We start from the raw sequence: 24,382 nt of genomic DNA, 5'->3' as shown, positions 1-24,382 counted from the left end.
ATTATTACGCACCTAACATATCTTGAATGTCTGACTTTAATACGTCAGCTTTCGGGCCATATACGGCTTGTACACCTTTATCTTTAACAATAAGTCCTAAAGCACCATTTTGTTTCCATTGTGCTTCTGGTGCAACAACATCTAAATCTTTTACTGTTATACGTAAACGTGTCATACAAGCATCTACGTCAGCAATATTATCTTTTCCGCCCAATAAATCAATAACTTTTGTTGCTAATGAACCATCTTGTACATTTCCTGTTCCTTCTGTTGACTCATCTTCATTATCAATATAGTTACCTGCACGCCCTGGCGTTGGTAAATTGAATTTTTTAATTAAGAAGTTGAATAACGTAAAGTTAAGGCCGAAGAACACTAATGAAACAATGACAAAGTTGATTAAATCTCTCGTTAAACCTGCATTGATCATCATTGGTGTACGTGTAATTAACTCAATAAATCCAAATGCATGAACACGTAAATTAATTAAATCCGCTAATGCGAATGCAAGTCCTGTTGTAATTGCATACACAACATATAATACTGGTGCAATAAACATGAACATGAATTCAATTGGTTCTGTTACACCTGTTAAGAATACTGCTAATGCAGCTGATAAGAACATTGGTTTATATTTTGCACGTTTTTCTTTATCAACATTACGGAACATCGCAAATGCAATCCCCATTAACGCTGCCGTTGAGCCGATAACTTGTCCAGCTTTGAAACGAGCTGGTACAACGTTATTTAATAAATCGTTATATGCTTTCGTATCTCCATTTGCTAATAAGTTATTTAAATCTGTAATCCATGCAAGCCATAACGGATCTTGTCCCGCTACAATTTGTCCAACCTTTGAGCCAGTTAACATCGTATATGTTCCGCCTAGCTCTGTGTAGTTCATCGGAATCGTTAACATATGATGTAATCCAAATGGTAATAATAAACGTTCTAACGTTCCATATACAAACGGTGCAATAACTGGTGCACTATCTTTAGATGCTGCAATCCAGCGACCAAATTCATTTAATCCACTTTGGATAAATGGCCATACAAGTGATAATACAATCGCAGTGACTGTAGACCAAACAATTACAACGAATGGTACGAATCGTTTTCCATTAAAGAATGCTAATGCCTGTGGCAGTTTATTATAATTGTAGTATTTGTTATATAAAGTAGCTCCTAAGAAACCTGTGATAATCCCTACGAAAACTCCCATGTTTAATGCTGGTGCACCAAGTACAGAAGTAAAGTAATCTTTTACAAGTAAATCTCCTGCTAAAAATGAAGAAACTGTCGCTTTTGAATCCGTTAACATTTGAGCGTTTACGCCAAATATAGCTCCTGTAATTCTGTTTGTTAAGACGAATGCTAATAGTGCTGCAAATGCACCACCTGCTCGATCCTTCGCCCAAGATCCCCCAATTGCTACTGCGAATAAGATGTGTAGATTTGTAATAATTGCCCAACCGATGTCTTCCATTACTCGAGCAATGGTATGAACTGCGTTAACATCCCCAGCAGACATCCCAATTAACTTACCGATGGAAATCATTAAACCAGCTGCTGGCATTACAGCTACAACAACTAGTAACGCTTTCCCGAACTTTTGCCAAAAATCAAAAGACGTAATTTTCATCTGTTTTTCCTCCCCTTTATTTATAACAACATAATGATTTAAATTATAATTTCTGTTTCTCTTATGAAAACGATTCCTTATGTTTCTTTTTCCTCTTTACGCAACCGTTTTCATAAATCTATTTTAATAAAAGCGTTTTCAAATTGCAATAGAAATTTATTTTTTATAATAAAAAAAGATGCTCAAGGAGCATCCTTTTTTATTATAAAATGCGATAAACCCTTGTTTCATAAGGTTTCAACGTGATTGTAGTTATTTGTTCATGTTCCGCAACTTCATAGTTATTTAAAAGCAAACGTTTGCGTTCTAATGCGAATAAACTCTCATTATACACAGCTTCCTCTTTTGAGATATTACTAATTACAATGACTTTTTCATCCTGTAGCGTACGTGTATATGCATAAATTTGTGGATCGTCTTCTAAAAGTAAATCGTACGTACCGTAGTTCAGTACATCGTGCTCTTTTTTCAAGGCAATCATTTTCTTATAGAAATTGAAAATAGACTTTTCTTCATTTTTTTGCTTTTCAACATTAATTTCTTTGTAATTTGGATTCATGCTAAACCAAGGTGTACTTGTTGTGAAGCCAGCATTCATTTCATCGTTCCACTGCATAGGTGTACGTGAATTATCGCGGCAAGAAGCCCATATAATTTCCATCATATCTTGATGTGATACGCCCTCTGCAATTTTCTCACGATATAAATTTTTAATTGCTACATCATCGTAATCTTCAATATTTGGGAACTGAACATTTGTCATACCAATTTCTTGTCCTTGATAAATAAACGGTGTGCCGTGCATAAAGAAATACATCGCTCCTAAAGCCGTTGCACTTTCACGCCAATATTCTTTATCATTTCCCCAAGTAGACACAATACGTGGCTTATCATGATTTTCAATATATAAAGCATTCCATCCCTTATTTTCTAAACCTTTTTGCCACTTTGTTAATACTTTTTTCAACTCAACAACATCAAGATCTTTCTTCTTTTCTGCATCCCATAAGCTTAAATGCTCAAATTGGAATACCATATTGAATTTACCATTCTCTTCTCCAACCCAAAGATCAGCATCTTCAACTTTCACACCATTTGCTTCTCCAACAGTCATAATATCGTATTTAGCAAATGTGTTTTCTTTTAATTCTTCTAGTAATGGCTGAATACCATTTACATTCATATGTTTGTCAAAAGAAGGCACATACTTTAACCCTTTTGGGTTTGGCATATCCTTGAGGCCATCTTCTTTTTTTATATGACTAATCGCATCGACGCGGAAACCATCAATACCTTTATCAAGCCACCAATTAACAGTATCATATAAAACTTCACGAACTTCTTTATTCTCCCAGTTCAAATCTGGTTGTTTACGCGAGAATAAATGTAAATAATATTGCTCTGTCACTTCATCATATTCCCATGCAGAACCATTAAAGATACTTTCCCAATTGTTTGGTTCCGCGCCGTCTTTACCATCCTGCCAAATATACCAATCACGCTTCGGATTGTCTTTAGAAGAACTTGATTCAATAAACCATGGATGTTCATCACTTGTATGATTAATAACTAAATCAATAATAAGCTTCATGTCACGCTTATGAACTTCATCTAGTAGCATATCAAAATCTTCCATCGTACCAAATTCATCCATAATATCTTGATAGTCACTAATATCATAACCATTATCGTCATTAGGTGATTTATACATTGGACAGATCCAAATTACATCTATACCTAAATCTTTTAAATAATCCAGCTTTGCAATAATACCTTGTAAATCTCCAATACCATCACCATTTGAATCCATAAAGCTACGTGGATAAATTTGATAAGCGACAGCTTCTTTCCACCATGTCTTATTCATACTAATTCTCTCCTTTTGCATCCCATCGGATTTTTTATGCAAACGTTTTCGTAACACTATCATAACAAAATATGAATAGTTTGCAACTGTTTTCATTGAACTCTATGTAGTTTCCTTATTCTTATGCCTTATTTATTTCTCACAAAGATAAAGTGAAACTTTAATCGTTAAGGAGGTGTCCATTCCCCGCTGATTATTAGCCCTTACCAATCGAGCTTTTACGAGCAGCTCTATCTTCTTTGTTTCAGCCGGATTGTCTTACTGCTCGCAAATAACGGGATAAATCTAACCCTTCTCTTCTTCTCGTCCATGCGTGTTAAATACACTCTTCATATACTAATACAAGCTCATATTATTTCAGAAAGGAGATATAAATTGAAACAAACAAAATTAACTGGTCGTATCGTCGTTCCCTCGGATCCTGGGTATGACATAGCCCGAATAAATTTAAATTTAAGCATTCCAAAATTTCCTTGTATTATTGTTTTTTGTCAAAATAAAAATGATGTGTGTAACGCCTTAAAATGGGCACGTGAGCGTCATATACCATTTCGCTTAAGAAGTGGACGACATAGCTACGAAAATTTCTCTCTTTTAAATGGCGGGCTTATTATTGATGTGAGTGAAATGAAGCAAATTACGGTTAGTACAGGAAAATTAACAGCAACAATTGAAGCGGGTGCAAATCTTGGCACTGTGTATAAAGAACTTTGGAAATATGGTGTTACAATACCAGCTGGCACAAGTGCAAGTGTCGGAATTGTGGGGCTAACACTTGGCGGTGGCATTGGCATGCTTTCACGCTTATTTGGACTAACATGTGATCAATTAGTAGAAGTCGAAATGGTACAAGCGTGCGGGAAATTTGGTGTAAAAATCATTCGTGTAAATGAACAAGAAAACCCTAACCTATTTTGGGCATGCGGTGGCGGTGGAAATTTCGGAATTGTTACTTCCTTAACCTTTCGAGTCCACCCTATTAAAAACGTATCAATTTTCTCACTTACATGGGAATGGAAAGACTTTATTGCTGCATTTCAAGCTTGGCAAAACTGGGCACCTTATATAGATGAACGCCTCACTTCATCAATTGAATTATTCTCTAAACAACGAAATAAAATCGAGGTGAAAGGTGAATTTGTCGGCTCTCCTTCTGAACTCTATCATCTATTATCTCCTCTTCTTGAAACTGGTAATCCTTCTCTCTTTATAGATGAAGTCCCGTATATAAAGGCTGTTCAATTCTTTAATAGCGGAAATATTCCTGAAAAATTCAAACGCTCTGGTTCCTACGTATATAAACCTATCCCTCTTAAAGGTATTCAAATCTTACAATATTTTCTTTCTCATGCACCAAATAAAGATGCGAGTATTTGGCACCAATCACTCGTAGGTGCTGTAGAAAACATTTCGCCTAATGAAACAGCTTATTTCCACCGCAAGGCAATTATTGCTCAAGAATATATTACTTCTTGGAAATGCAACGATGAAGAAAATCGAAATATACGCTGGGTTAAAGATTTACGGGAAAGCTTAGATCCTTACACACTAGGAGACTATGTCAATTGGCCCAATATTGACATAAAAAATTGGCAAACTAGTTATTATGGCTCTAATTTTCAAAGGTTGCGTAAAGTGAAGACCGCATATGACCCTTGTAATGTTTTTCGTTTTCAACAAAGCATTCCTCCTTTTTACATTGAAAATCGTTCAATGGTTTGTTTCAAGTCCGCTGCTTGCTTCTCTAAATCCTTTAATAATTGATCGATTACTACCATATTTTTAGATTGTTGCAACGTCACACGTGCCACTTCTTGTGAACCAGCTGATGTTTCCTCAGCAATTGCTGCTACAGCCTTCGTCTGTGCTCCTGTTTGATGAATGTGACTCACTTGCTCGTTCATATAGCTACTAATTTGCTTAGTTGCATCGGCAACTTCCATAATGCTTGATGACATTTCTTTTAAAATGAATTCAGTAGCTTCTCCTCGTTTTGCCTCTTCTTTAGCTGTTTTCACTTGCTCCGTCATTTTCAATGCGACTTGTTGCACTTCCTCTTGCATATTTCGTAATAACTGCGATATATTTCTTGCAGAATGATCGCTTTCATCAGCAAGTTTACGTACTTCTTCAGCTACAACTGCAAAGCCCCTTCCATGCTCTCCAGCACGAGCTGCCTCAATAGAAGCATTTAATGCTAATAAATTCGTTTGACTAGCAATCTCACTCACAACAGAAACAATATGTTCTACTTGTTTCATTCGTTCTTCTAACTTCTGTACATTTTGCATCGAATCTTCATTCTCTTTTGCCAATGTTTGAATGCCTTGAATTAAAGAAGTAAAGACACGTGTACTTTGTCCTAAAGCTTGAACCATTTCTAAAGACAATTCGTCGGACTTTTTTGCTTTTTCTTCTACTTCACTCGCAATAGAGGTTGTTGTATCGACAGTTGAAACAATCGCCTGAATGGAAGCTGCTGATTGCTCGGCGCCAGAAGAAATCTCTGCAAGAGTTTCAGACACACCGCGTGCTTGCTTTGTCGCTTCCCCTGTTTGTCTTCTAATTTGCTGAACTTGATTATTTGTATACGAAAATGTAGTATCAATATTTTTTACCATACCTCTTAAGTTCTCGAGCATCATATTAAATGCAACACTTAAAGATTTAATCTCATCATCTACTTTTGGCAACGGGACATCTTCACGAATATCACCATCAGCCGCTTTCCTTGCTGCTTCTTCCAACTTTCGAAGTGGTTTAATTAAAAATATTGCTGCCCCATACGCTAAAATTCCAGACCATACTACACCTAATAACATAACGATAATATTATAAACAGTTTGACTTACATAACTTTGAAAATAATCATATATAACGTAAATAAAAAATAAACTTGTTGAATATGTAATTAAAGCTAAAACTGTAGTGAATAGCATAAGTTGTGTACGTAAGCCAAAGGAAAATGTCTTCCTTTCTTTTTCCATCTCTTCTTTCCCCCTTCTTATAAGCAATATAAGTGCTACCTATATATTATTTTCCATATTTTCGTTATAGAAAGATATAGAGATTTTAAAAATCATAATTCCCTTGAATATCAAATCCCGTCAAAAAAATAAAGGATTCTGACAATTTATGACTAATAACAGAAATAAGGGGCAACATTTGTAAAATATATTTTTGACTGGGGGTTTTGTATGATTCAAGTTCGAAATCTAGTAAAATCATTTGGCTCACTTGATGTTTTAAAAGGAATTGATTTAGAAGTAAAAGAAAAAGAAGTTGTTGTTTTAATCGGTGCCAGTGGTTCCGGCAAAAGTACATTACTTCGCTGTCTTAACTTTTTAGAAATGTACGATGAAGGTGAAATTCACTTACAAGGTGAACGAATTGATCCGAAGCATTCAAATTTAAACAAAGTCCGTGAAAATGTCGGTATGGTTTTTCAACACTTTAACCTCTTTCCTCATATGACCTCACTAGAAAACATCATAGAAGCACCTATTCACGTAAAAAAATTGGAGACAGCAGACGCGAAGGATGTTGGGAATCAACTCCTACAAAAAGTCGGCCTACAAGATAAGGCGGATGTAACTCCTCACCTACTTTCAGGTGGTCAAAAACAACGCGTTGCGATTGCACGAGCTCTTGCTATGAACCCTAAAATTATGCTATTTGATGAACCTACCTCAGCCTTAGACCCTGAACTTGTTGGAGAAGTATTGCAAGTTATGAAAGAACTTGCTGAAGAAGGAATGACCATGATTATTGTTACTCATGAAATGAATTTCGCAAGAGATGTAGCTGATCGCGTCATATTTATGGATGACGGAAAGATTGTAGAGGACGCTCCGCCAGCACAATTCTTTTCAGCTCCATCACATGAACGAGCAAAACAATTTTTACGCAACGTTTTATAATGTAACTTCTGTTTCAAATGAAAAGAAATACATCCATACGGTGCACAACTAATTGTCCAAATAAAATATCTCAGTAACATACTTAAAACCATCCGTATGATCAATATATAGGAGGGGTTTTATGAAAAGAAAACTATTAACCATTGTTGCGAGTATTACATTATGTACATCCTTCATACTAGGAGCCTGTAGTAAGGAAAGTGCTACTACTTCTTCAAATGGTGAAAAAGAATTTCGTTATGCGATGAGTGGATTATATAAACCTTTTAACTATAAAGAAAATGACGGAAAGCTTGCCGGTTTTGATGTGGAAATTGGTGAGGCACTTGCGAAAAAAATGAATATGAAACCCACTCCTATTACAAATCCATGGGAAACGCTAATTCAAGGTCTACAATCGAAAAAATATGATGCTATATTGGGCAGTATGGCAATTACAGAAGAACGCTTAAAAGCTGTTAGTTTCTCCAATCCTTATTATCGCTCTGGTGCCCAAATTTTTGTGGCTAAAAAGAATACATCTATCTCTTCTCCAGAAGATTTGAAAGGTAAGAAAATTGGGGTTGTAAAAGCTAGTACCTTTAAAGACCTTGTTGCAAAACATACAGATCAAATCACAGAATATGATAGCGATATTACTGCACTTATGGACTTAGAGCCTGGACGTATTGATGCAGTAATCACTGATCAAATGGTCGGTTTACGTATGATCAAAGAAGGTAAATCAAATATAAAAGAAGCTGGAAAACCATTAAATCTTGATGAAATGGGAATTGCTATTCGTAAAGATGATAAAGAAATGGTTGAGAAAGTAAATAAAGCTTTAGATGAAATCATTAAAGATGGTACGTATGAAAAGATCAGTAAAAAATGGTTTGGGCGTAATATTCTTGGAGACGAGGCAAAAACAAAGTAAGTTAGCCATTTAGAGATTTCATAAATCATGCCCCACTTTGTATGTGGGGCACTTCATTCACTACTAAAATCCATACAATATGAGGTGACACATATGTTTGAAATTTTTATCTCTACCTATCCCACACTCTTAAAGGCTACTATTGTCACATTACAATTAACTTTAACATCCCTATTACTCGGTTCACTAATTGGATTACTAGTCGCTTTCTTTCGAATCTCTAACAATAAGGTTTTAAATAGTATTGCTCATGTATATATCGCCATTATTCGTGGTACACCTTTAATTGTTCAAATTGCCATTCTCTATTTCGGTATTACATCGATTATTGTCTTCACTCCTTTTTGGGCAGGAGCAATTGCTTTAGCAATCCATAACGGTGCATATATTACTGAAATTTTCCGCGGATCCATTCAGTCCGTTGATCGTGGACAATTGGAAGCTGCTCGCTCTTTAGGGATGCCTTACCCTTTAGCGATGCGCCGGATTATATTACCACAAGCATTTCGTCTGTCTCTTCCCCCTCTAGGGAACCAATTTATTATTGGATTAAAAGATTCTTCACTTGTCGCTTATGTAGGAATGTCCGAATTATGGGGATCCGGTTTATCAATTGCCGCAGGTAACTTCCAGCAATTAGATACATATATCATTGTTGGTGTATACTATCTCGCACTAGTTCTTCTATTTACTTATCTTGTTAGTCTTCTAGAAAAACGACTACAACGAAAAGAAAATAACTCTGTCCAGGTCAAGACGAAGAACAAGAAAGAAGTCTCTTTATAACAAAAAGCAAGCTCTAAGAGAGCTTGCTTTTTCATCGTAAGATATGTCTATTATTGATTTACTTTTTTTATAGTCTCTTTTTCCTCTATATGTTCCTCACGATATGAAATATTATGAGGATCCAATCCATTTCCTAAAGAACCATAGAAATGCTCCCTATGCGGATCAACTAATTCACTTCCGTGATAATACACACGTGGTGTATTCCAAAGTGCTGCCAAAGCTTTTGTCATCGGCATTTCGTGATAGCGTTCCGGCCACATTTCTTTAATTTTATCTTTTACTAATGGATAGTATTTAGAACTCATAGCAGGAAACAGATGATGTTCTGTATGGTATGAGAAATTGAAATGTAAAACGTCTACCCAGCGCGGTACTGTTACTGATAAACAGTTTGCTAAAGGATCATTTACTGGAACAATAGGATTTAAGCGGTGATTTGTTGCGATATACGCCATTACAATAAAGTTAGCAATTAACAACGGAATCACGTATGCAAAGAACCACTTTGTAGGTCCCATAATAAACAATAAACTAATCCAAACTGTCCAGGGCAAAAGAAGTTGAAGCCATACAGATTTTTGATTGGATGACTTAAATTCTTTTATAAAATGAAAGAACATTCGAGTCGAATGTAACGTAAATTGAATTGTTAGTGACAGGAAACTAAAGAATGAACGTACATGAAGAGGCATGCGATATACCCAGCTCAAAAACTTACTCTTTTTCAGTTTCTCAAATGTCGGCCATGCATCTGGATCATTCTCTTCATGCTGTGTGTGAACATGATGCGTTGCATTATGCCACTTTCTCCAAAGTTTTGGGCCAGTTGATAATGGCATAAATGCTATCGCACCTAAAAAATCACGAAGCCATGCCTTTCTTACAACTGTTCCATGTAAAATTTCATGTCCTAAAAATCCAAGTGAAGCAAAACATAATCCAAGAACAATTGCAATTCCTAGATTTGCCCACACATTCAATTCAAATACACCGATCGTTATTAAACCAGCCAATGCCACAAGTAAATAAGCCAGTCCACCAAATAATCGATTAGGAACTGGTTTAAATGCTTTTTTCGGCAAATGTGGTGCTACACGTGCTGCATACCACCCAAACGTATGAAGCTCCTTCATCCTTTTGCCCCTTTCTTATGCCGCGCCCCGCGCAACTTGCATATATCAATTCTTGCTTCCAGATTGATTTTACTACGTGATCCAAAAAGCATTTATCATAAGGAAAATATACTCACTCTATCGTCACTTAATTTTCGCTTTTATTATCAATGAAAAACATTTCTCTTTTTACTCTCTATCAACCTTTCCACATGATGAATCATAACAATAGAATTTCTATATTGTCAACAACTTTTATGACCTAGTAATAAAAGTTGGTTATATTTTTATAATTATACTTTATTTCACTAAAGAAAAAGCATAGATTTCATAAGGCTTTATCAGGTATATATACATATCCACTTAAACAACATAGACTCTATCTTATTCAAGAACTCTCTATGTAATCAACAAATGGAATCACTTGAATTTAGCTTTATATAAATCCTACTTCTTCATACTGCCCCAATAAAATAATTATATTAAAATATTTTTTCTTTCATTTAGTAAGAATAGAACGCTACGAAAACAACATACATGAATTCCATATAATATGGAAATATTAAAAGGAAAATTGTTCTAATTTGGAGGTTTTCAAAATGACAGATGACACATTTCCGCAGTTACCATCATCCTATTGGATTGAATCTACTCAATTTCCTACTTTTCCTCATTTATCCGAAAATATAAAGACAGAAGTTGCTGTTATCGGAGCTGGTATTACAGGCATTACCACCGCCTATTTACTCGCTAAAGAAGGAATAAAAGTCGTTTTAATTGATTCTGGTTCTGTTTTAAATGGAACAACTGGGCATACAACCGCAAAAGTAACAGCTCAACATGATCTTATTTATGATGAATTAATAAACAATTTTGGTGTCGAAAAAGCCAGGCTTTACTACGAATCAAATAGTAAAGCTCTACAATTCATAAACGAGACTGTACAAACATATAAAATCGACTGTAATTTCACAAATGAAGATTCGTATTTATATACAACTACCAATAATGGCCTGCGAAATTTAACGAAAGAATATGAAGCCTATCAAAAATTAAATATTCCTTGTGACTATGTTCAATCCCTGTCGATTCCTATTCCCGTACAATCTGCACTTGTGATGAAAAATCAAGCGCAATTCCATCCCCTCCTTTATTTAAAAACACTTTTAGAAAAGTTTGTGGAAATGGGCGGAAAAGTTTATGAGCAAACAACAGCCATTGATGTGGAAAAAGGAGATTATCCACAAGTTATTACAAAGGGTGACCATCGCATCACTTGTAAATATATTGTCTCTTGCTCACATTTTCCTTTTTATGATGCTAATAGCTTTTTCTTTACGCGAATGTACGCAGAACGCTCCTATGCCCTCGCAATAAAAGCAAAAACGGATTATCCAGGGGGCATGTATTTAAGTATCGATGATCCAAAACGCTCCATACGTTATACGACAAGCAATGGAGAAAAGTTGATATTGATTGGCGGAGAGAGCCATAAAACAGGCCAAGGAATTAATACGATGCTTCATTATGATGCACTATATTCCTTTGCTGAATCTACTTTTGGAGTAGATGAAATTCCTTATAGATGGTCAGCGCAAGATTTAATCACGCTAGATAAACTCCCTTATATCGGACATATTAACGAAAGGAATCCAAATATATTTGTGGCAACTGGATATCGTAAATGGGGAATGACGACTGGAACTGCAGCAGCTCATTTACTGAAGGACTCCATTCTAAAAGTCCACAGTCCATATAAAGAACTGTTTGCACCATCACGCTTTCATGCAAATCCGGATATAAAAACTTTCCTCTCTCAGAACATTGATGTTGCTAAACACTTAATTGAAGGAAAAATTGAAACCGCATTACGTAAGCCAGAAAATCTTGAAGTTGGCGAGGGTTCTGTTGTACATGTCAACGGTAAACGAGCAGGTGCTTATAAAGATAAAGAAGGAAAATTACATATCGTCGATACAACTTGCACACACCTCGGCTGTGAAGTTGAATGGAATAGCGGTGATTGTACTTGGGATTGCCCTTGTCACGGTTCCCGTTTTTCAATTGATGGGGATGTTATGGAAGGTCCAGCAGATCAACCATTAAAGCGAGTTGATAACGAATAATTACAGATTCAGCGTGAGTTTTCATTTACTCCCTTTTGTAAGAATAATCGTAACTAGCACCGTTTTCTTTATTCCTAAAACACAAAAAGAGCACAAACTCACTTGTGCTCTTTTTCATATACTTCAAACAACATATTTCGAAATAATGTATTCAAACTCTCAATATCAATCCCTAATCCCTTTTCAATCCCTTTCACGTATTGCTGATAATAATCAATTTGTTCTTCTAAAAATTGATTTAACGCCTGAACTTTCAATCCAACATCTAATTCCGTACCTGCTTTTTTCTTTACTAACAACTTCTCAATCTCATTCAATACACTACGTTCTATAGATAGTTCTATAAGTAATCGGTCAAATTCTACTGGAGGTAATGTCCCTTTCTCTTCTAGCCACTGACAAGCTAAAATAGGACGTAATACATAAAAGTACTTTTTCAACTTTACATTTTCACCTTGCAAAAATTCACGATAATTTTTTGAAGCCATATGTAAGTAATGATATATCGTTGCTTTTGGATCAAAATTCTTTTCACTCTTTTGCTGAAGCTGCTCTGGAAAGTTAGAGTTTTTCGAATAAAAAATTGGTGATCGAATCCACTCAAGTAAAGCTGGATTTGACTTCGCGAATAGTTGCAATGCCTTTTTAATATCCCAACCACTTATGTCTAAATCATCACTAATTGGATATTCGATTACATCACGCTTATCATGGATTGATAAATACCATTCTACAGGGTGTATATAAACAAACCTAACATCATAATCACTATCTTTCGATGGAAACCCCCAAGCACGACTCCCTGATTCCACTGCAAATAAAATTTTCACATCATTCTCTTTTTCAATTCGTTCTAGTTCTAATTCAATTTTCTCTCTCATTTCATACCATCTCCATTTTTTGATTATTTCCCTGGTAATTCGACAAATATACGACTAATTTTACTATATACCAAAACAGCTGTCAGAAAATTTCTGACAGCTCAATAAAGCACCTATTTTTTCTTTTCCATTACAGTAGCCGCAATGCGTTCAAACTCATTTTGAATCTCCTCTTTATATGCATCCACTTTTGAAAAATCCATAGCAGCAATATAAATTCGTTCTAATTTATCACGAACTGATTTTGCTTTTGCTAAGAAAGACATTGCCTCATTCATTTTTGCTTTATATTGAATGGAAACGTCACGAATTTCTGTAGCATACTTCTCATCCGTCCCCGGTTTAACAATAAGAGTATACATATCTATAATCTCATCACCTTCGCGACTTGGAAAATATTCATGTGGTGCGGTACTATCAAAAATTGCAAATCCTAATTCTCTTACGATAACCATATCAAGACTATTCGGGTCAAATCCGCAATGATATACTTCAACGTCAAAACCTTTTTCTTCTGCTGCCTTCGATAACTTTTTAAGCATTGTTGATTTTCCAGAACCCGGGCGTCCTTTTATAAAATAACGATGTGGTAATCCTTCTGTTAAATTAGGAACAAAATCAACTGCTCCTTTCGGTGTAGCAGCTCCTAAAAAACGATGTTTCACAATCGATTGTTTTCCCTTTTTATCTGCAAATAATTTCTGAATTAGCTGTTCTGTTAGTTCATTTGCTTTATTAAAATCAATGTTATTAATATATATTTTCTCCCACTCATCATGTATAACTAACGCCTCTTTAAAACATCCGTAAGCAGATTTGAAAGCCTTGCCCGCTTCTAATACAAACCGTTCAATTTCTAACTTCTGCTTTCTTAATTTATCTGAGTCCCAAGCAACTCCTAAATTTATATACTCTTCAATAACTCCTGGCATTTTCGGCTCAATAACATGCGGTGATGTTCCATCAACAATTCCTACTTTTAATTTCGGAATAATCACCCCATCAACTGACTTATTATCAGAAGAACAATGCAAAAGTTCAATATCATATCCTTTTTCAACCCATTCACGACCTATTGCCTTAATTAAAGAAGATTTTCCCGTTCCTGGGCCTCCCTTTAAAATAAACAACCTGTCTAGCCCCTTCAAATTCTCTTCGTATAAGCTGTGAAATCCTCTAGCTGTATTTCCACCGGCATAATAATTTAATACATTCCCTGTCACTGCACTCACTCCTTCGCAACAGTCTACTTACATAAGCTACAATATGCGAGCAACTTTATTTGGGTGAACACCTAATTTGTATTGCGCGAAAAAAGGAAATGAATTACAATTTAAATATCACGAATATTCCGAATTTAAAATCGAATAAACCTTTATCAAGAGAGGCAGAGGGACCGGTCCTTTGAAGCCCAGCAACCTCAGTTTATGCAAACTGAATAGGTGCTAATTCCTGCAAAATGCATTGCATTTTGGAAGATAAAACTCAACTAGTATGTAAAGCTCATCTTTCTTGATTATGAAGGATGGGCTTTTTATTATTTGAAAAAAATATATTGGAGGTATGTAAAATGAAAGTAATTGATCTATCACAAACGTTTGAAAATAATATGTCTCAATTTCCTGGAACACCAAAAATCCAACTAGAAGCCATTACAAGCGTTGAAGAAACAGGTTATCAAGTTACGAATTTTCATTCTGTCGTTCATGTTGGTACGCATTGTGATGCGCCTGCTCATTTCATTTCAGGCGCAACCACTATTGATCAATTACCCCTAAATCAATTTGTAGGCGAAGCTGTTCTTATCGATGTGACTCATGTTCAAGAGCGAAAATTACCTAAGGAAGTATTACATACTGTCGACATAAAAGAAGGCGATATTGTCATTTTCCATTCCAATCTATCTAATAAATGGAATACCGAAGCTTATGAGAAAGAAGCGTTTTATCTTTCCGAAGAATTAGCTGAAGAACTAGTTCAATTAAAAGTAAAATCTGTCGGTTTAGATTTTATTTCTCCTGATGAGGTAACGACAGAAACATCACCGATTCATCACATACTGTTAGGAAATAATATTTACTTAATTGAAAACTTAACAAACTTAGATGCCATTAAAGCGAAACGATTCTTTTTCTCAGCAGCACCTTTAAAAATTAAAAATAGTGACGGTGCTTTCGCAAGGGCATTCGCTGTTATTTTTTAAACATGGTCTACAAAAAAAGCAAAGATCACTTTTGACCTTTGCTTTTATATTTTTTATTTAAGTTAAAAAAGAATTGCTCCATCCTTGGTCGTATCCAAGCTAAATAATCTTTATCTTTCTTCTTTGTACAAGCTATCTCTTCTCCATCTACCATTTCGACAAGTTCTAGCTCTAACAGTTGCCTCGTAAATGCTACCATATTTACTTCTTCTGCTGGATATTCTTCTTTTAATTTCTCCTCAATTTCTCCCAATAAAAAACCGTCACGCATCATTGCTAGTGCATCAATCCAAAGTGGCGGCATTTCATATGTCTCTCCTGTAATCGTATCTTTTACAATATAGTTCTTTTGCTCTTTTCGAAATTGAATCGTGTGTAAACATACAGTCGAATTTAATGTTAATTCCATCATACCACCCCTTTCATCATATCCGCATAGAAAAAAGGATGCGCGTGCACCCCTTCTTTTCTTTTCATAACACTACTGAACCGTTACATGAGCTAAAAGCTCTATGTCGATATTTTCCTCCATTATAAACGAAGTTTTTTATAAAAAAAACCCTTCTTGAAACATTTTATAAAATGTTTATATTTACACAACAAGAACACTTTTCTGAAAAGTAATTTCGTCTAATGCACTACACTGTTGGTAAATAAATTTCCACTTTCGTTCCTATCCCCATACTACTTTCAATCGCGATACTCCCTTGATGTTCTTCAATAATTTTATATGTAATCATTAATCCAAGACCTGTACCATTCTCTTTTGTTGTATAAAAAGCTTTTCCGATCTTTTCTATTTTCTCATTTTCTATCCCAAGACCTTGATCTTCAACAGAAATACACAAGTTCTCTCCAGCCTTTTCATATGCCAGAATCCGAATACTCCCGCCTCCTGGCATCGATTCAATTCCATTTTTGATGATGTTTAACAACACTTGTTTTAATTGCTTATCATCACCATTTATAACGGGTAAATTTCCATCTACTTGCAAATTAAATTTAACTTTATATTGAGTCGCATAGCTTTCCATTAACTGTACAACATATAAAAGGATTTCCCCTATATTACACCATTCATAATTTGTTGGTTTCGGTTTTCCTAATAACATCAATTCACTAACAAACCCATTAATTCTCTCAATTTCTTGCAGCATAATCTCATAGCTCATCGTATCTTCAGGATTTCTTTCTTTTTGAATTTGTGTAAATCCTTTTAAAGCTGTTAATGGATTTCGAATTTCATGAGCGATTGTTGTAGACATAGTCCCAATAACCGCTAAATTTTCTGTCTCTTTCATACTGTTCATCATCTCAACAACTGTCCTTACATAAGATTGAAATCTCTTTAATAAAGAATGCGAAATGATGAAAAAGAATATACATAATACAAGCGGAATCACAACTTTTACATCTTGTAATATTAAAGTAAAAAATACATATTTTCCAATTACACTACAGGAAACGAAATAAAAATATTTTCTGTTCACGAAAATCGGTGCAAATAGAATTAAAAATATTTCAACCATATTTCCATTTTCAAAAACACGATCACTGTGTAAATAAATCATTAAGTTATTAATAAGATCAATAAGCATGTACCCAATTAAAAATAAGTATTTCACAAAATATACATAACCTTGTTTTTGAAGATATATTGAAATAGGAAATAAAGATATTACTAATATATATACACCTATTCCCATACCACCTTCTGGCCACCCTACCCTTGCTTCATTAATATTCATAGCGGGATAAACAAAATAATAGATAACGTCATATAAAAAGAATATAATATAGAATAATAATATAAATACTTTTAAAGCTTCTCTTTCTTCATAAATCAAGCTCTTGTATTTGTTCATATAAAAACTCCTCTTGATCAATACAAAAAAACATTTCAAGTGTTATCTCTTTAAATTATAATTATGAAATTGCTTTCAGGGCAACATGTAACCTTCTAATACTAAAAGGAAGGAGATACAGCTCCTTCCTTTTCAGTTACAATTTATATCCATCTTACCCTATCATTTAGCAATCCATCTGTAAAATTATTATGTCCTACTACAAAATCCTTCATATATAAATTTAAATATTCCCCATACTTACTTTCAGTATTTAATAATAATTCTTCTACATAATAAGCGCCTTGTCCAAAAGTATCTAACAGTAAACTACATAAGCCAGCATAAATTCCACACCCTACTTGGAAGTACGTCGCATTTGTTTTATATTTTTGAAAAACTTGGCTACTATTCATTACATTATACATGTATGTCTCATTATGTTCATAAACGAGTAACACACCGACTAAATCTTCTCCTATAATATCATCTTCTGCTGGATTAAATACTTTACGATTCCAATTCCATAAATCTTCCACTTTATCTAAGTTCTGTCTAATTAAGTTTGTTGTATACTCATTGATCCGATAAAGAAAACCCACTTCCATATTAAAAGATTTCCCTAAAATTAAAACTTCTTCATGTGGCATTAAGCAACCATAAAATTCTTTTTCATCTAACTTTACTTTATACTCTGAAGCATATACATCCTCATAAAAGTAAAGTGGACGATGATGACTCATATACATAGGATAACTCCATATCGCTTCATCAAGAAAACGCTCAACTGCCCATGATGCATAAAGTGTATGAGGTTTTATAAGCTCTTTATCATTCAAAAATGAATTATCATGTTCTACAATATAGCATGCTCGCGGCTTTTCATTTGGACGTTCTTTCATAAGCTCAACAACCATCCATTGAACAACACCAGGATTCATACCTGAGCCTATAATCGCTCTTGTATTTGTAAATGTTTCTTTCTCCTTCTCAAACCTCGTATACCTTTCCGTAAGCTGAAAACCAAGTAAACTATCGTCTTGATCTACTGCCTCATTTTCCAAAGCCGAATTAATATAACAAATGCCAAGGTCATTACAACAACTCAGTACCCTAATTGTATCTGCACCTGAAACATCAATAACAACCTTCGTTCTTTTTTCCTTTAAATGATGTTTAAATTTGACCACATCTTGAAGGTTTATTTCATATAAAAAAAATTGCTCTTTCAAATTTGGAAACAACTCATCATAATAACTTTTATCTTTTTGTTTTATATCCACTAAATGGAAGTTCACATTCTTTATCACTTCATAAATTGGATCTTTTTCATTTACTACCGCTTGATTCAAAATTGCTAACACTGCTTTTGCTGCTCCACCCGCACTGCCAAGTAATGTAATCGAAAACGAATCTGGAAACTGCTCCACAAACAAAACCCCTTTAATAAAGTAGTTGAGCAGCACTTCCTCAAAAGTGAGTTGAATACACAAAAAGGTAGCTCGTACACCTTTAGTACAAGATTGCCCCTTCAAAGATCACACTAACATACCTATATGATATTCAATTCATTTCCCCCTCATATCCAAATCGAATGAAACAAATAGGCTCGACCTTTTCTTCCCTATATATAAAAGAAAAAGCCAGCCCTTTCAACTAGTCTACGGACAATGGACAGATTTTACATGTTGAATATTTACATACATTTTTGCATCACGTGCTTTTAATATTTCAATATGCCCTTCATCAATTTTCGCCATCTTTCCGATTTTATTAGATTCTTCACCTAAATCAAACACCATAATTTTCCCAGACATTTTAATAAGCTGCTCTTCGAACGTTCTCGCTAAAGTAATATTTAATGGATTTACGGGGAGTTCATTTTTATTGAGGGAATAAGGGACTTGGTTCTCTTTATAAGGAATTAGCCATTTCAAATGCTTTAAAGATATATATACCGTTTTATAAACTGGACTATAAAAAACAATATAATCGTTCATTACACTTGTAACATAACCGTGTATCGGAACATTTCCTGCCACATAAATTTCTGTAAAAATCCCTTTAGATGTGATTAATACTTTTCTCAAAGAAATTGAAGGTGATTCCCTCTTAATTACAGAGTCCACACCAGGCTTTAATATTTCTTCATCATACTCTCTTAAAAATCTATAATATTGAATATGATATAAAGATATATATACATAGTCTTGTCCATTGTAAAGAACTACAATATCATTTCCTACATCAATTAATACACCTTTAAATTTTTTTTCACCGATCAATTTAACGTATATGTTTTCTCCAATATTCTTGTTTAACTCATTCATCTATATCCTCCTTTCTATGAAATTGCGCTTTTCTGTCTTCCATTTCAAAAAAATAATCAGGGGCAATGTTCCGTCTTTTAATAGTAAGAATTCTTTTTCATATACCGCGAAATTATTGCAGCAAAATATGAAATCGTTCTTCACTTTCAATCATAATGCCCCTTTTATTTATTAAACATTATTCTTCTTCATTCTTTTTGTTTTTAACTATTTGACTCACACTCTTAATATGAGAATTAATTATATAAATGACCTCATCACCGTTTACTAGTGTAATACTTCCATCATGTATATCACTTAATAAACCTTCCACACACTCTGGTCCACCACGATTAATCTTTATCCATTTATACTTCAAGTCATTTAATACATCTAAAAAAGTATCTTCATCAGCATAGAAATATGAACCATATTCTCCCGGTGCTTCTTTCACTTTCCTAACTAGACTCTTCACATGTTTCAACTGGTAATATACTAATTCTCCAAGAGGCAATTGTAGTGTAAGGTAATCTTTTCCTAATGATACGAGTACACCTACTCTACTTTCTGGTCCGCGAAGATTTACTTTTACATTTTCACCGACTAAACCTTTAATTTGATCACAGCATAATACACTCTCCAATTTTGTACCCTCCTTTCTTATTATCTTCCTCTACTTGATTGTCTTTGTGCACGAGCGCGACTTGAATTATTACTGTTTTCATTACTTTTCTCATCGCTACTCTCATCACTATTCTCTCCACTTACTGGTGCATTATAATTAACACTCTTAATATGAGATAGTGCAATTAATACCACTTCTTCTTTTATAATTAACGTTACATAATCGCAAGAAACGTCTTGTAAAATACCTTCAACTTTCTCTGGACCACCACGATTAATTTTCACCCAGCGGTATTTGAAGCCTTGAAGTAGCGTTTCAAAGTCTTCTGCACTGTCTTCTTCCGACCATACAGAATCACCTATCCCACCATCTTTCGTATTTTTTGTAATGCTTTTCAGATGGCGAAGCTGGTAGTAATGGTACTCTCCTTTTTCATTCTGTAATACGACGTAGTCCGTACATACTGACACTATTATTCCTTTTTGAGATTCCGGTCCACCTCTGTTTACTCTTACATAAGATCCAATTAATTCTTTCAAAAAATCCCAATGAAATAAACTCACGAGAAAACCCCTTCCATTAATTTATAAGCTTTTGCACTGATAGTATATGTATCTGTACAGGTTATGTTCGCTATGTTTGTCCCCGCTATGAAAAAATATGCTTTTAACCAATAATACTAATCCCCATAAAATCTTCTTTCCCTTAAAGTAACTCTAGGATTTCGGATGACTTTTTCATCCCTTAATATAAAAAGCCCCCGTATTAAGNNCTTAATACGGGGGCTTTTTATAAATTTAATCTTCGTCTTTAACATCCATATCTTCTGGAATTGGTTCATTTAATATTTCTTCCACTAACTGCTTATATTTCTCCATTTGTTCTAAATGTGTATTAAACTGTTCCTTATTTATTAAATATTGCTCTCCATCAAACAGTGCACGAATTTTCTTTTGCTGAATTAAGTCTTCAACATACGATTTTGGTAATTTCAAATACTCCGCAGCCTCTTCTATCGTTATATACAATGTGTTCATTCCTTTATTATTTTTTCATATACATAATGTATCTTACTTTATTTTTGTAAACAAATAAAAAAGATTTTGTAAATACAAATTAAAAAGCAGGTAGATGCATTCCATATATTGTATAATAGTATAGTAAGTATTTTTTTAAATATAGAATGGTATTACCCATTTACACAAAGGAGAGTTAACATATGGCTACTCGTCACATCATTACAATGTTAGAAAAAACATTACGAGTTGAAACAGAAAACACAATTTCTCATCTATCTAAGTCTTTATCCGATCGTATTCTTTCACAAAGTGCAGCAGTACATGAAAATAATTGTTATCATACGATTGGTGAATGGTACAAAAATCATTTCTTATTCCAACAAGATGATTTCCTTTGGGCTAAATACGTTTTCTATGATGCATATTGTGAAGCTATAAAAAAACAAGGCAATCTTACAAAACGCGTTCGTCAAATATTAGAATCATTAGCTCGACAACATGGAAAACAATATATTGTTTCTATACAAAATATCCCATTTCCTAATGAACAGGAAAAAGGGACAGCATAATTTAATAATGGTCCGCACAAACCAACTATAGATTCATTGTTTCCTAGAAATATTTACAAATAAAATGTTCAAGTCTTTGTGTTCCCTTTTTATAGAAATACATTCATATGACATGAACTAATGAAAACGGTGTCATGAAAATGATTGAAAATATAGTAAACAGGAAAAACCCCATTTGTATCTCTCGTCCATAGAAATAGAGATGTAAATGGGGGTATACTTGTTCCTTTATTATTTCATCATCTGCTTAATCAATTCTCGATTTCTCTTCTTAAATACTTCATTATGGGAAGAAACCATTCCGTACTCACTTGCATCAGGTTGAATAAATTGTTTCGCTTTATTCACAGCGTTTCCAGCATCTTGGAATGCCCCTGCAATTAAATGTAATTTCCCGTCATGCTTTAAAATATCTCCAGCAGCATATAATCCATCTACAGACGACTCACTATTTGCATTCCCTGCAATATAATAATTATCAACAATAGCAACATCTAACTCACTATTTTCCAATAATGTAATATCACGTTCATATCCATGATTAATAATAACTTCATCGATAGATAAATGAGAAATCTCTCCTGTTTCATGATTTGTTAATTCTACATATTCAATCGCTTCATGGTTATCACCAGCAATTAATTTTGTAATCGATGTATTAAAGAAACATTCTGCCGAACTGTTCATAAGTTGTTTTACTTGTGCTTCATGACCAGATAATTCTTCTTTTCTATATGTTAAATAAACTTTTTTCGCAATCGGTTCTAATTCATTTGCCCAATCAATTGCAGAGTTCCCTCCGCCTGAAATAATTACCGTTTTATCTTTGAAACGTTTTAACGATTTAACTGTATAATTTAAATTTGAGACTTCGAATCTCTCAGCACCTTCAATTGATAACTTTTGTGGATTCAATATACCACTCCCAGTTGCGACGATCACTGTTTTTGAAAAATGTTCTTCCCCAGAGCTTGTTTTCAACGTAAAAATACCCTCTTCATTACGAATAATTGATTCTATTTTTGTATTCAATACAACTTCAGGCTGAAATGTTAATCCTTGTTGTACAAGTTGCTCAATTAATTTCTCACCAGTAACCGGTAACAATCCGCCAATATCCCAAATCATTTTTTCCGGATAAACATGTATTTTTCCACCTAACTGTGGTTGAAATTCTATTATTTTCGTTTTCATCTCTCTGAGTCCACTATAAAAAGCTGAATAAAGCCCTGCAGGTCCTCCGCCTATCACAGTTACATCAAACAATTCTTCTCGATTCATTCGTGCCCACTCCTCAGCTATTAGCAATTGATTATCATTCTCAATAAAATATAACCTGTTTCCGCAAAATTTACAATCAAAATTACTATTGACAATACACCTATATAAAATTATATTATTTAAAGAATCAATAGTGATAATCATTATCAGTTTGTTAATAATTAGCAAATTTAGGATTACATCTTCTTTCATTAATATGGTCAATACTATATTATGAAATCTCATATTCAAGATTTTTAATAAATATTTTGTATTCTGTATTACCACTACTCTTTCAAAAAGATTGCAGTTAAACAAATTATTGTATACACATATCATCTATTTAAAGGAGAAAGACGATGAAAAAATTATTTATTTCACTAACAGTTCTGTTCGTCCTTGTTATGAGTGCTTGTAGCAACGGTTCAACAGACAAGAAGAACGACGCAAAAGGTAAGAAATCAGAAACAATTACATACCAATCTGAAAATGGTAAAGTAGAAGTTCCAGCAAATCCACAACGTGTTGTTGTCCTATCATCATTCGCTGGTAACGTAATGTCATTAGGTGTAAATCTTGTTGGGGTAGATTCATGGTCTAAACAAAACCCACGTTTCGATAGCAAACTGAAAAATGTCGCTGAAGTATCAGATGAAAATGTTGAAAAGATTGCAGAATTAAATCCAGATTTAATCATTGGTTTATCAAATATTAAAAATGTTGATAAGTTAAAGAAAATCGCTCCTACTGTAACATACACTTACGGAAAAGTTGATTACTTAACACAACACTTAGAAATCGGTAAATTATTAAATAAAGAAAAAGAAGCAAAAACTTGGGTTGATGATTTCAAGAAACGCGCACAAACAGCTGGAAAAGACATTAAAGCGAAGATTGGTGAAGATGCAACAGTTTCTGTTGTTGAAAACTTCAACAAACAGCTTTACGTATACGGCGAAAACTGGGGCCGCGGAACAGAAATTCTTTACCAAGAAATGAAATTAAAAATGCCTGAAAAAGTAAAAGAAAAAGCTTTAAAAGAAGGATACTACGCATTATCTACTGAGGTATTACCTGAGTTTGCTGGTGATTACTTAATCGTAAGTAAAAACAAAGATACTGATAACTCATTCCAAGAGACAGAATCATATAAAAACATTCCAGCAGTAAAAAATAATCGTGTATATGAAGCAAACATGATGGAATTCTATTTCAATGATCCACTTACATTAGATTTCCAACTAGACTTCTTCAAGAAGAGCTTTCTTGGTCAATAATACAAACATGAGGAATTCTTAAT

General features: G+C 34.1%; 22 protein-coding genes, 1 pseudogene and 1 riboswitch. Of the genes and pseudogenes, 8 read left to right on the top strand and 15 right to left on the bottom strand.

What is annotated here, in order from left to right; genetic code table 11:
- Window positions 1–4: 4 nt before the first annotated feature.
- Window positions 5–1,642, bottom strand: a complete 1,638-nt coding sequence (locus B5P40_RS29870) for a PTS transporter subunit IIBC (protein WP_002029549.1) — start codon at window positions 1,640–1,642, stop codon at window positions 5–7.
- A gap of 202 nt (window positions 1,643–1,844) precedes the next feature.
- Window positions 1,845–3,509: a glycoside hydrolase family 13 protein gene (locus B5P40_RS29865; RefSeq protein WP_061676158.1), complete on the bottom strand. Its 1,665-nt coding sequence runs from the start codon at window positions 3,507–3,509 to the stop codon at window positions 1,845–1,847.
- A gap of 375 nt (window positions 3,510–3,884) precedes the next feature.
- Here B5P40_RS29865 and B5P40_RS29860 point away from each other — a divergent pair, with 375 nt between their 5' ends.
- Window positions 3,885–5,273: an FAD-binding oxidoreductase gene (locus B5P40_RS29860; protein ID WP_113710394.1), complete on the top strand. Its 1,389-nt coding sequence runs from the start codon at window positions 3,885–3,887 to the stop codon at window positions 5,271–5,273.
- Here B5P40_RS29860 and B5P40_RS29855 read toward each other — a convergent pair.
- Both B5P40_RS29855 and B5P40_RS34475 read right to left on the bottom strand, forming a co-directional pair.
- Window positions 5,204–6,130, bottom strand: coding sequence for a methyl-accepting chemotaxis protein (locus B5P40_RS29855; protein ID WP_419762248.1), 927 nt, complete (start codon window positions 6,128–6,130; stop codon window positions 5,204–5,206). The two genes, B5P40_RS29860 and B5P40_RS29855, sit on opposite strands and share 70 nt — an antisense overlap.
- 15 nt (window positions 6,131–6,145) lie before the next feature.
- Window positions 6,146–6,331, bottom strand: a pseudogene (locus tag B5P40_RS34475) (HAMP domain-containing protein); the annotation flags it as partial.
- Window positions 6,332–6,706: 375 nt separating this feature from the next.
- Between B5P40_RS34475 and B5P40_RS29850 the strand changes: the two are divergent.
- The 3 genes from B5P40_RS29850 (at window position 6,707) to B5P40_RS29840 (ending at window position 9,131) form a co-directional block, all read left to right on the top strand.
- Window positions 6,707–7,429, top strand: a complete 723-nt coding sequence (locus tag B5P40_RS29850; protein WP_002029539.1) for an amino acid ABC transporter ATP-binding protein — start codon at window positions 6,707–6,709, stop codon at window positions 7,427–7,429.
- A 121-nt stretch (window positions 7,430–7,550) separates the two neighbouring features.
- The gene (locus B5P40_RS29845) at window positions 7,551–8,345 is read left to right on the top strand and encodes an ABC transporter substrate-binding protein (protein ID WP_002091263.1); all 795 of its coding nucleotides are present in this window, start codon (window positions 7,551–7,553) and stop codon (window positions 8,343–8,345) included.
- Between the two features lie 93 nt (window positions 8,346–8,438).
- A complete protein-coding gene (locus B5P40_RS29840; protein WP_002169270.1) occupies window positions 8,439–9,131 on the top strand; it encodes an amino acid ABC transporter permease in 693 nt (230 codons plus the stop codon).
- Between the two features lie 50 nt (window positions 9,132–9,181).
- Here B5P40_RS29840 and desB read toward each other — a convergent pair whose 3' ends face one another.
- Window positions 9,182–10,267 carry a Delta(10) desaturase DesB gene (gene desB, locus B5P40_RS29835; RefSeq protein WP_002091268.1) on the bottom strand — a complete coding sequence of 362 codons (1,086 nt, stop codon included), beginning with the start codon at window positions 10,265–10,267 and terminating at the stop codon, window positions 9,182–9,184.
- 578 nt (window positions 10,268–10,845) lie between these two features.
- Between desB and B5P40_RS29830 the strand changes: the two genes are divergently transcribed.
- Window positions 10,846–12,372: an FAD-dependent oxidoreductase gene (locus B5P40_RS29830; RefSeq protein WP_113710392.1), complete on the top strand. Its 1,527-nt coding sequence runs from the start codon at window positions 10,846–10,848 to the stop codon at window positions 12,370–12,372.
- Between the two features lie 98 nt (window positions 12,373–12,470).
- On the opposite strand, the gene B5P40_RS29825 is transcribed toward B5P40_RS29830, so the two are convergent.
- Both B5P40_RS29825 and B5P40_RS29820 read right to left on the bottom strand, forming a co-directional pair.
- Entirely contained in the window at window positions 12,471–13,253 is a 783-nt protein-coding gene (locus B5P40_RS29825; RefSeq protein WP_113710391.1) for a nucleotidyltransferase domain-containing protein, read from the bottom strand.
- Window positions 13,254–13,366: 113 nt separating this feature from the next.
- Complete coding sequence (locus B5P40_RS29820) at window positions 13,367–14,476, bottom strand: PRK06851 family protein (protein ID WP_002191798.1); 1,110 nt, start codon at window positions 14,474–14,476, stop codon at window positions 13,367–13,369.
- Window positions 14,477–14,625: 149 nt separating this feature from the next.
- Window positions 14,626–14,738: riboswitch (SAM riboswitch) on the top strand.
- Between the two features lie 85 nt (window positions 14,739–14,823).
- On the opposite strand from B5P40_RS29820, the gene B5P40_RS29815 reads away from it, so the two are divergent.
- Window positions 14,824–15,456 (top strand): cyclase family protein, encoded by a 633-nt coding sequence (locus B5P40_RS29815; protein WP_002091277.1) that lies wholly within the window; start codon window positions 14,824–14,826, stop codon window positions 15,454–15,456.
- Window positions 15,457–15,481: 25 nt separating this feature from the next.
- On the opposite strand, the gene B5P40_RS29810 is transcribed toward B5P40_RS29815, so the two are convergent.
- The 7 genes from B5P40_RS29810 to B5P40_RS29780 form a co-directional block, all read right to left on the bottom strand.
- On the bottom strand, window positions 15,482–15,865 hold the full coding sequence (locus B5P40_RS29810; protein WP_181462973.1) for a hypothetical protein: 384 nt from the start codon (window positions 15,863–15,865) through the stop codon (window positions 15,482–15,484).
- Window positions 15,866–16,094: 229 nt separating this feature from the next.
- On the bottom strand, window positions 16,095–17,321 hold the full coding sequence (locus tag B5P40_RS29805; protein ID WP_113710389.1) for an ATP-binding protein: 1,227 nt from the start codon (window positions 17,319–17,321) through the stop codon (window positions 16,095–16,097).
- A 143-nt stretch (window positions 17,322–17,464) separates the two neighbouring features.
- Window positions 17,465–18,730 (bottom strand): S-adenosylmethionine decarboxylase related protein, encoded by a 1,266-nt coding sequence (locus tag B5P40_RS29800; RefSeq protein ID WP_113710388.1) that lies wholly within the window; start codon window positions 18,728–18,730, stop codon window positions 17,465–17,467.
- A gap of 231 nt (window positions 18,731–18,961) precedes the next feature.
- Complete coding sequence (locus B5P40_RS29795) at window positions 18,962–19,630, bottom strand: LSm family protein (protein WP_002191795.1); 669 nt, start codon at window positions 19,628–19,630, stop codon at window positions 18,962–18,964.
- Window positions 19,631–19,808: 178 nt separating this feature from the next.
- Entirely contained in the window at window positions 19,809–20,252 is a 444-nt protein-coding gene (locus tag B5P40_RS29790; RefSeq protein ID WP_002029527.1) for a hypothetical protein, read from the bottom strand.
- A gap of 20 nt (window positions 20,253–20,272) precedes the next feature.
- Window positions 20,273–20,797, bottom strand: a complete 525-nt coding sequence (locus B5P40_RS29785; RefSeq protein ID WP_002029525.1) for a hypothetical protein — start codon at window positions 20,795–20,797, stop codon at window positions 20,273–20,275.
- A 234-nt stretch (window positions 20,798–21,031) separates the two neighbouring features.
- Window positions 21,032–21,271, bottom strand: coding sequence for a helix-turn-helix domain-containing protein (locus tag B5P40_RS29780; protein ID WP_002029523.1), 240 nt, complete (start codon window positions 21,269–21,271; stop codon window positions 21,032–21,034).
- A 182-nt stretch (window positions 21,272–21,453) separates the two neighbouring features.
- Here B5P40_RS29780 and B5P40_RS29775 point away from each other — a divergent pair, with 182 nt between their 5' ends.
- The gene (locus B5P40_RS29775) at window positions 21,454–21,822 is read left to right on the top strand and encodes a hypothetical protein (protein ID WP_002010187.1); all 369 of its coding nucleotides are present in this window, start codon (window positions 21,454–21,456) and stop codon (window positions 21,820–21,822) included.
- A gap of 231 nt (window positions 21,823–22,053) precedes the next feature.
- On the opposite strand, the gene B5P40_RS29765 is transcribed toward B5P40_RS29775, so the two are convergent.
- Window positions 22,054–23,103 carry an NAD(P)/FAD-dependent oxidoreductase gene (locus B5P40_RS29765; RefSeq protein ID WP_002191793.1) on the bottom strand — a complete coding sequence of 350 codons (1,050 nt, stop codon included), beginning with the start codon at window positions 23,101–23,103 and terminating at the stop codon, window positions 22,054–22,056.
- A gap of 338 nt (window positions 23,104–23,441) precedes the next feature.
- On the opposite strand from B5P40_RS29765, the gene B5P40_RS29760 reads away from it, so the two are divergent.
- Complete coding sequence (locus B5P40_RS29760) at window positions 23,442–24,359, top strand: iron-hydroxamate ABC transporter substrate-binding protein (protein ID WP_000732562.1); 918 nt, start codon at window positions 23,442–23,444, stop codon at window positions 24,357–24,359.
- The last annotated feature ends 23 nt before the right edge of the window (window positions 24,360–24,382 follow it).

It is taken from the genome of Bacillus sp. SRB_8, assembly GCF_003264205.1.
GTDB lineage: Bacteria > Bacillota > Bacilli > Bacillales > Bacillaceae_G > Bacillus_A > Bacillus_A mycoides.
The sequence above is the reverse complement of the archived record's forward strand: the minus strand, read 5'-3'. Positions and strand labels throughout refer to the sequence as shown.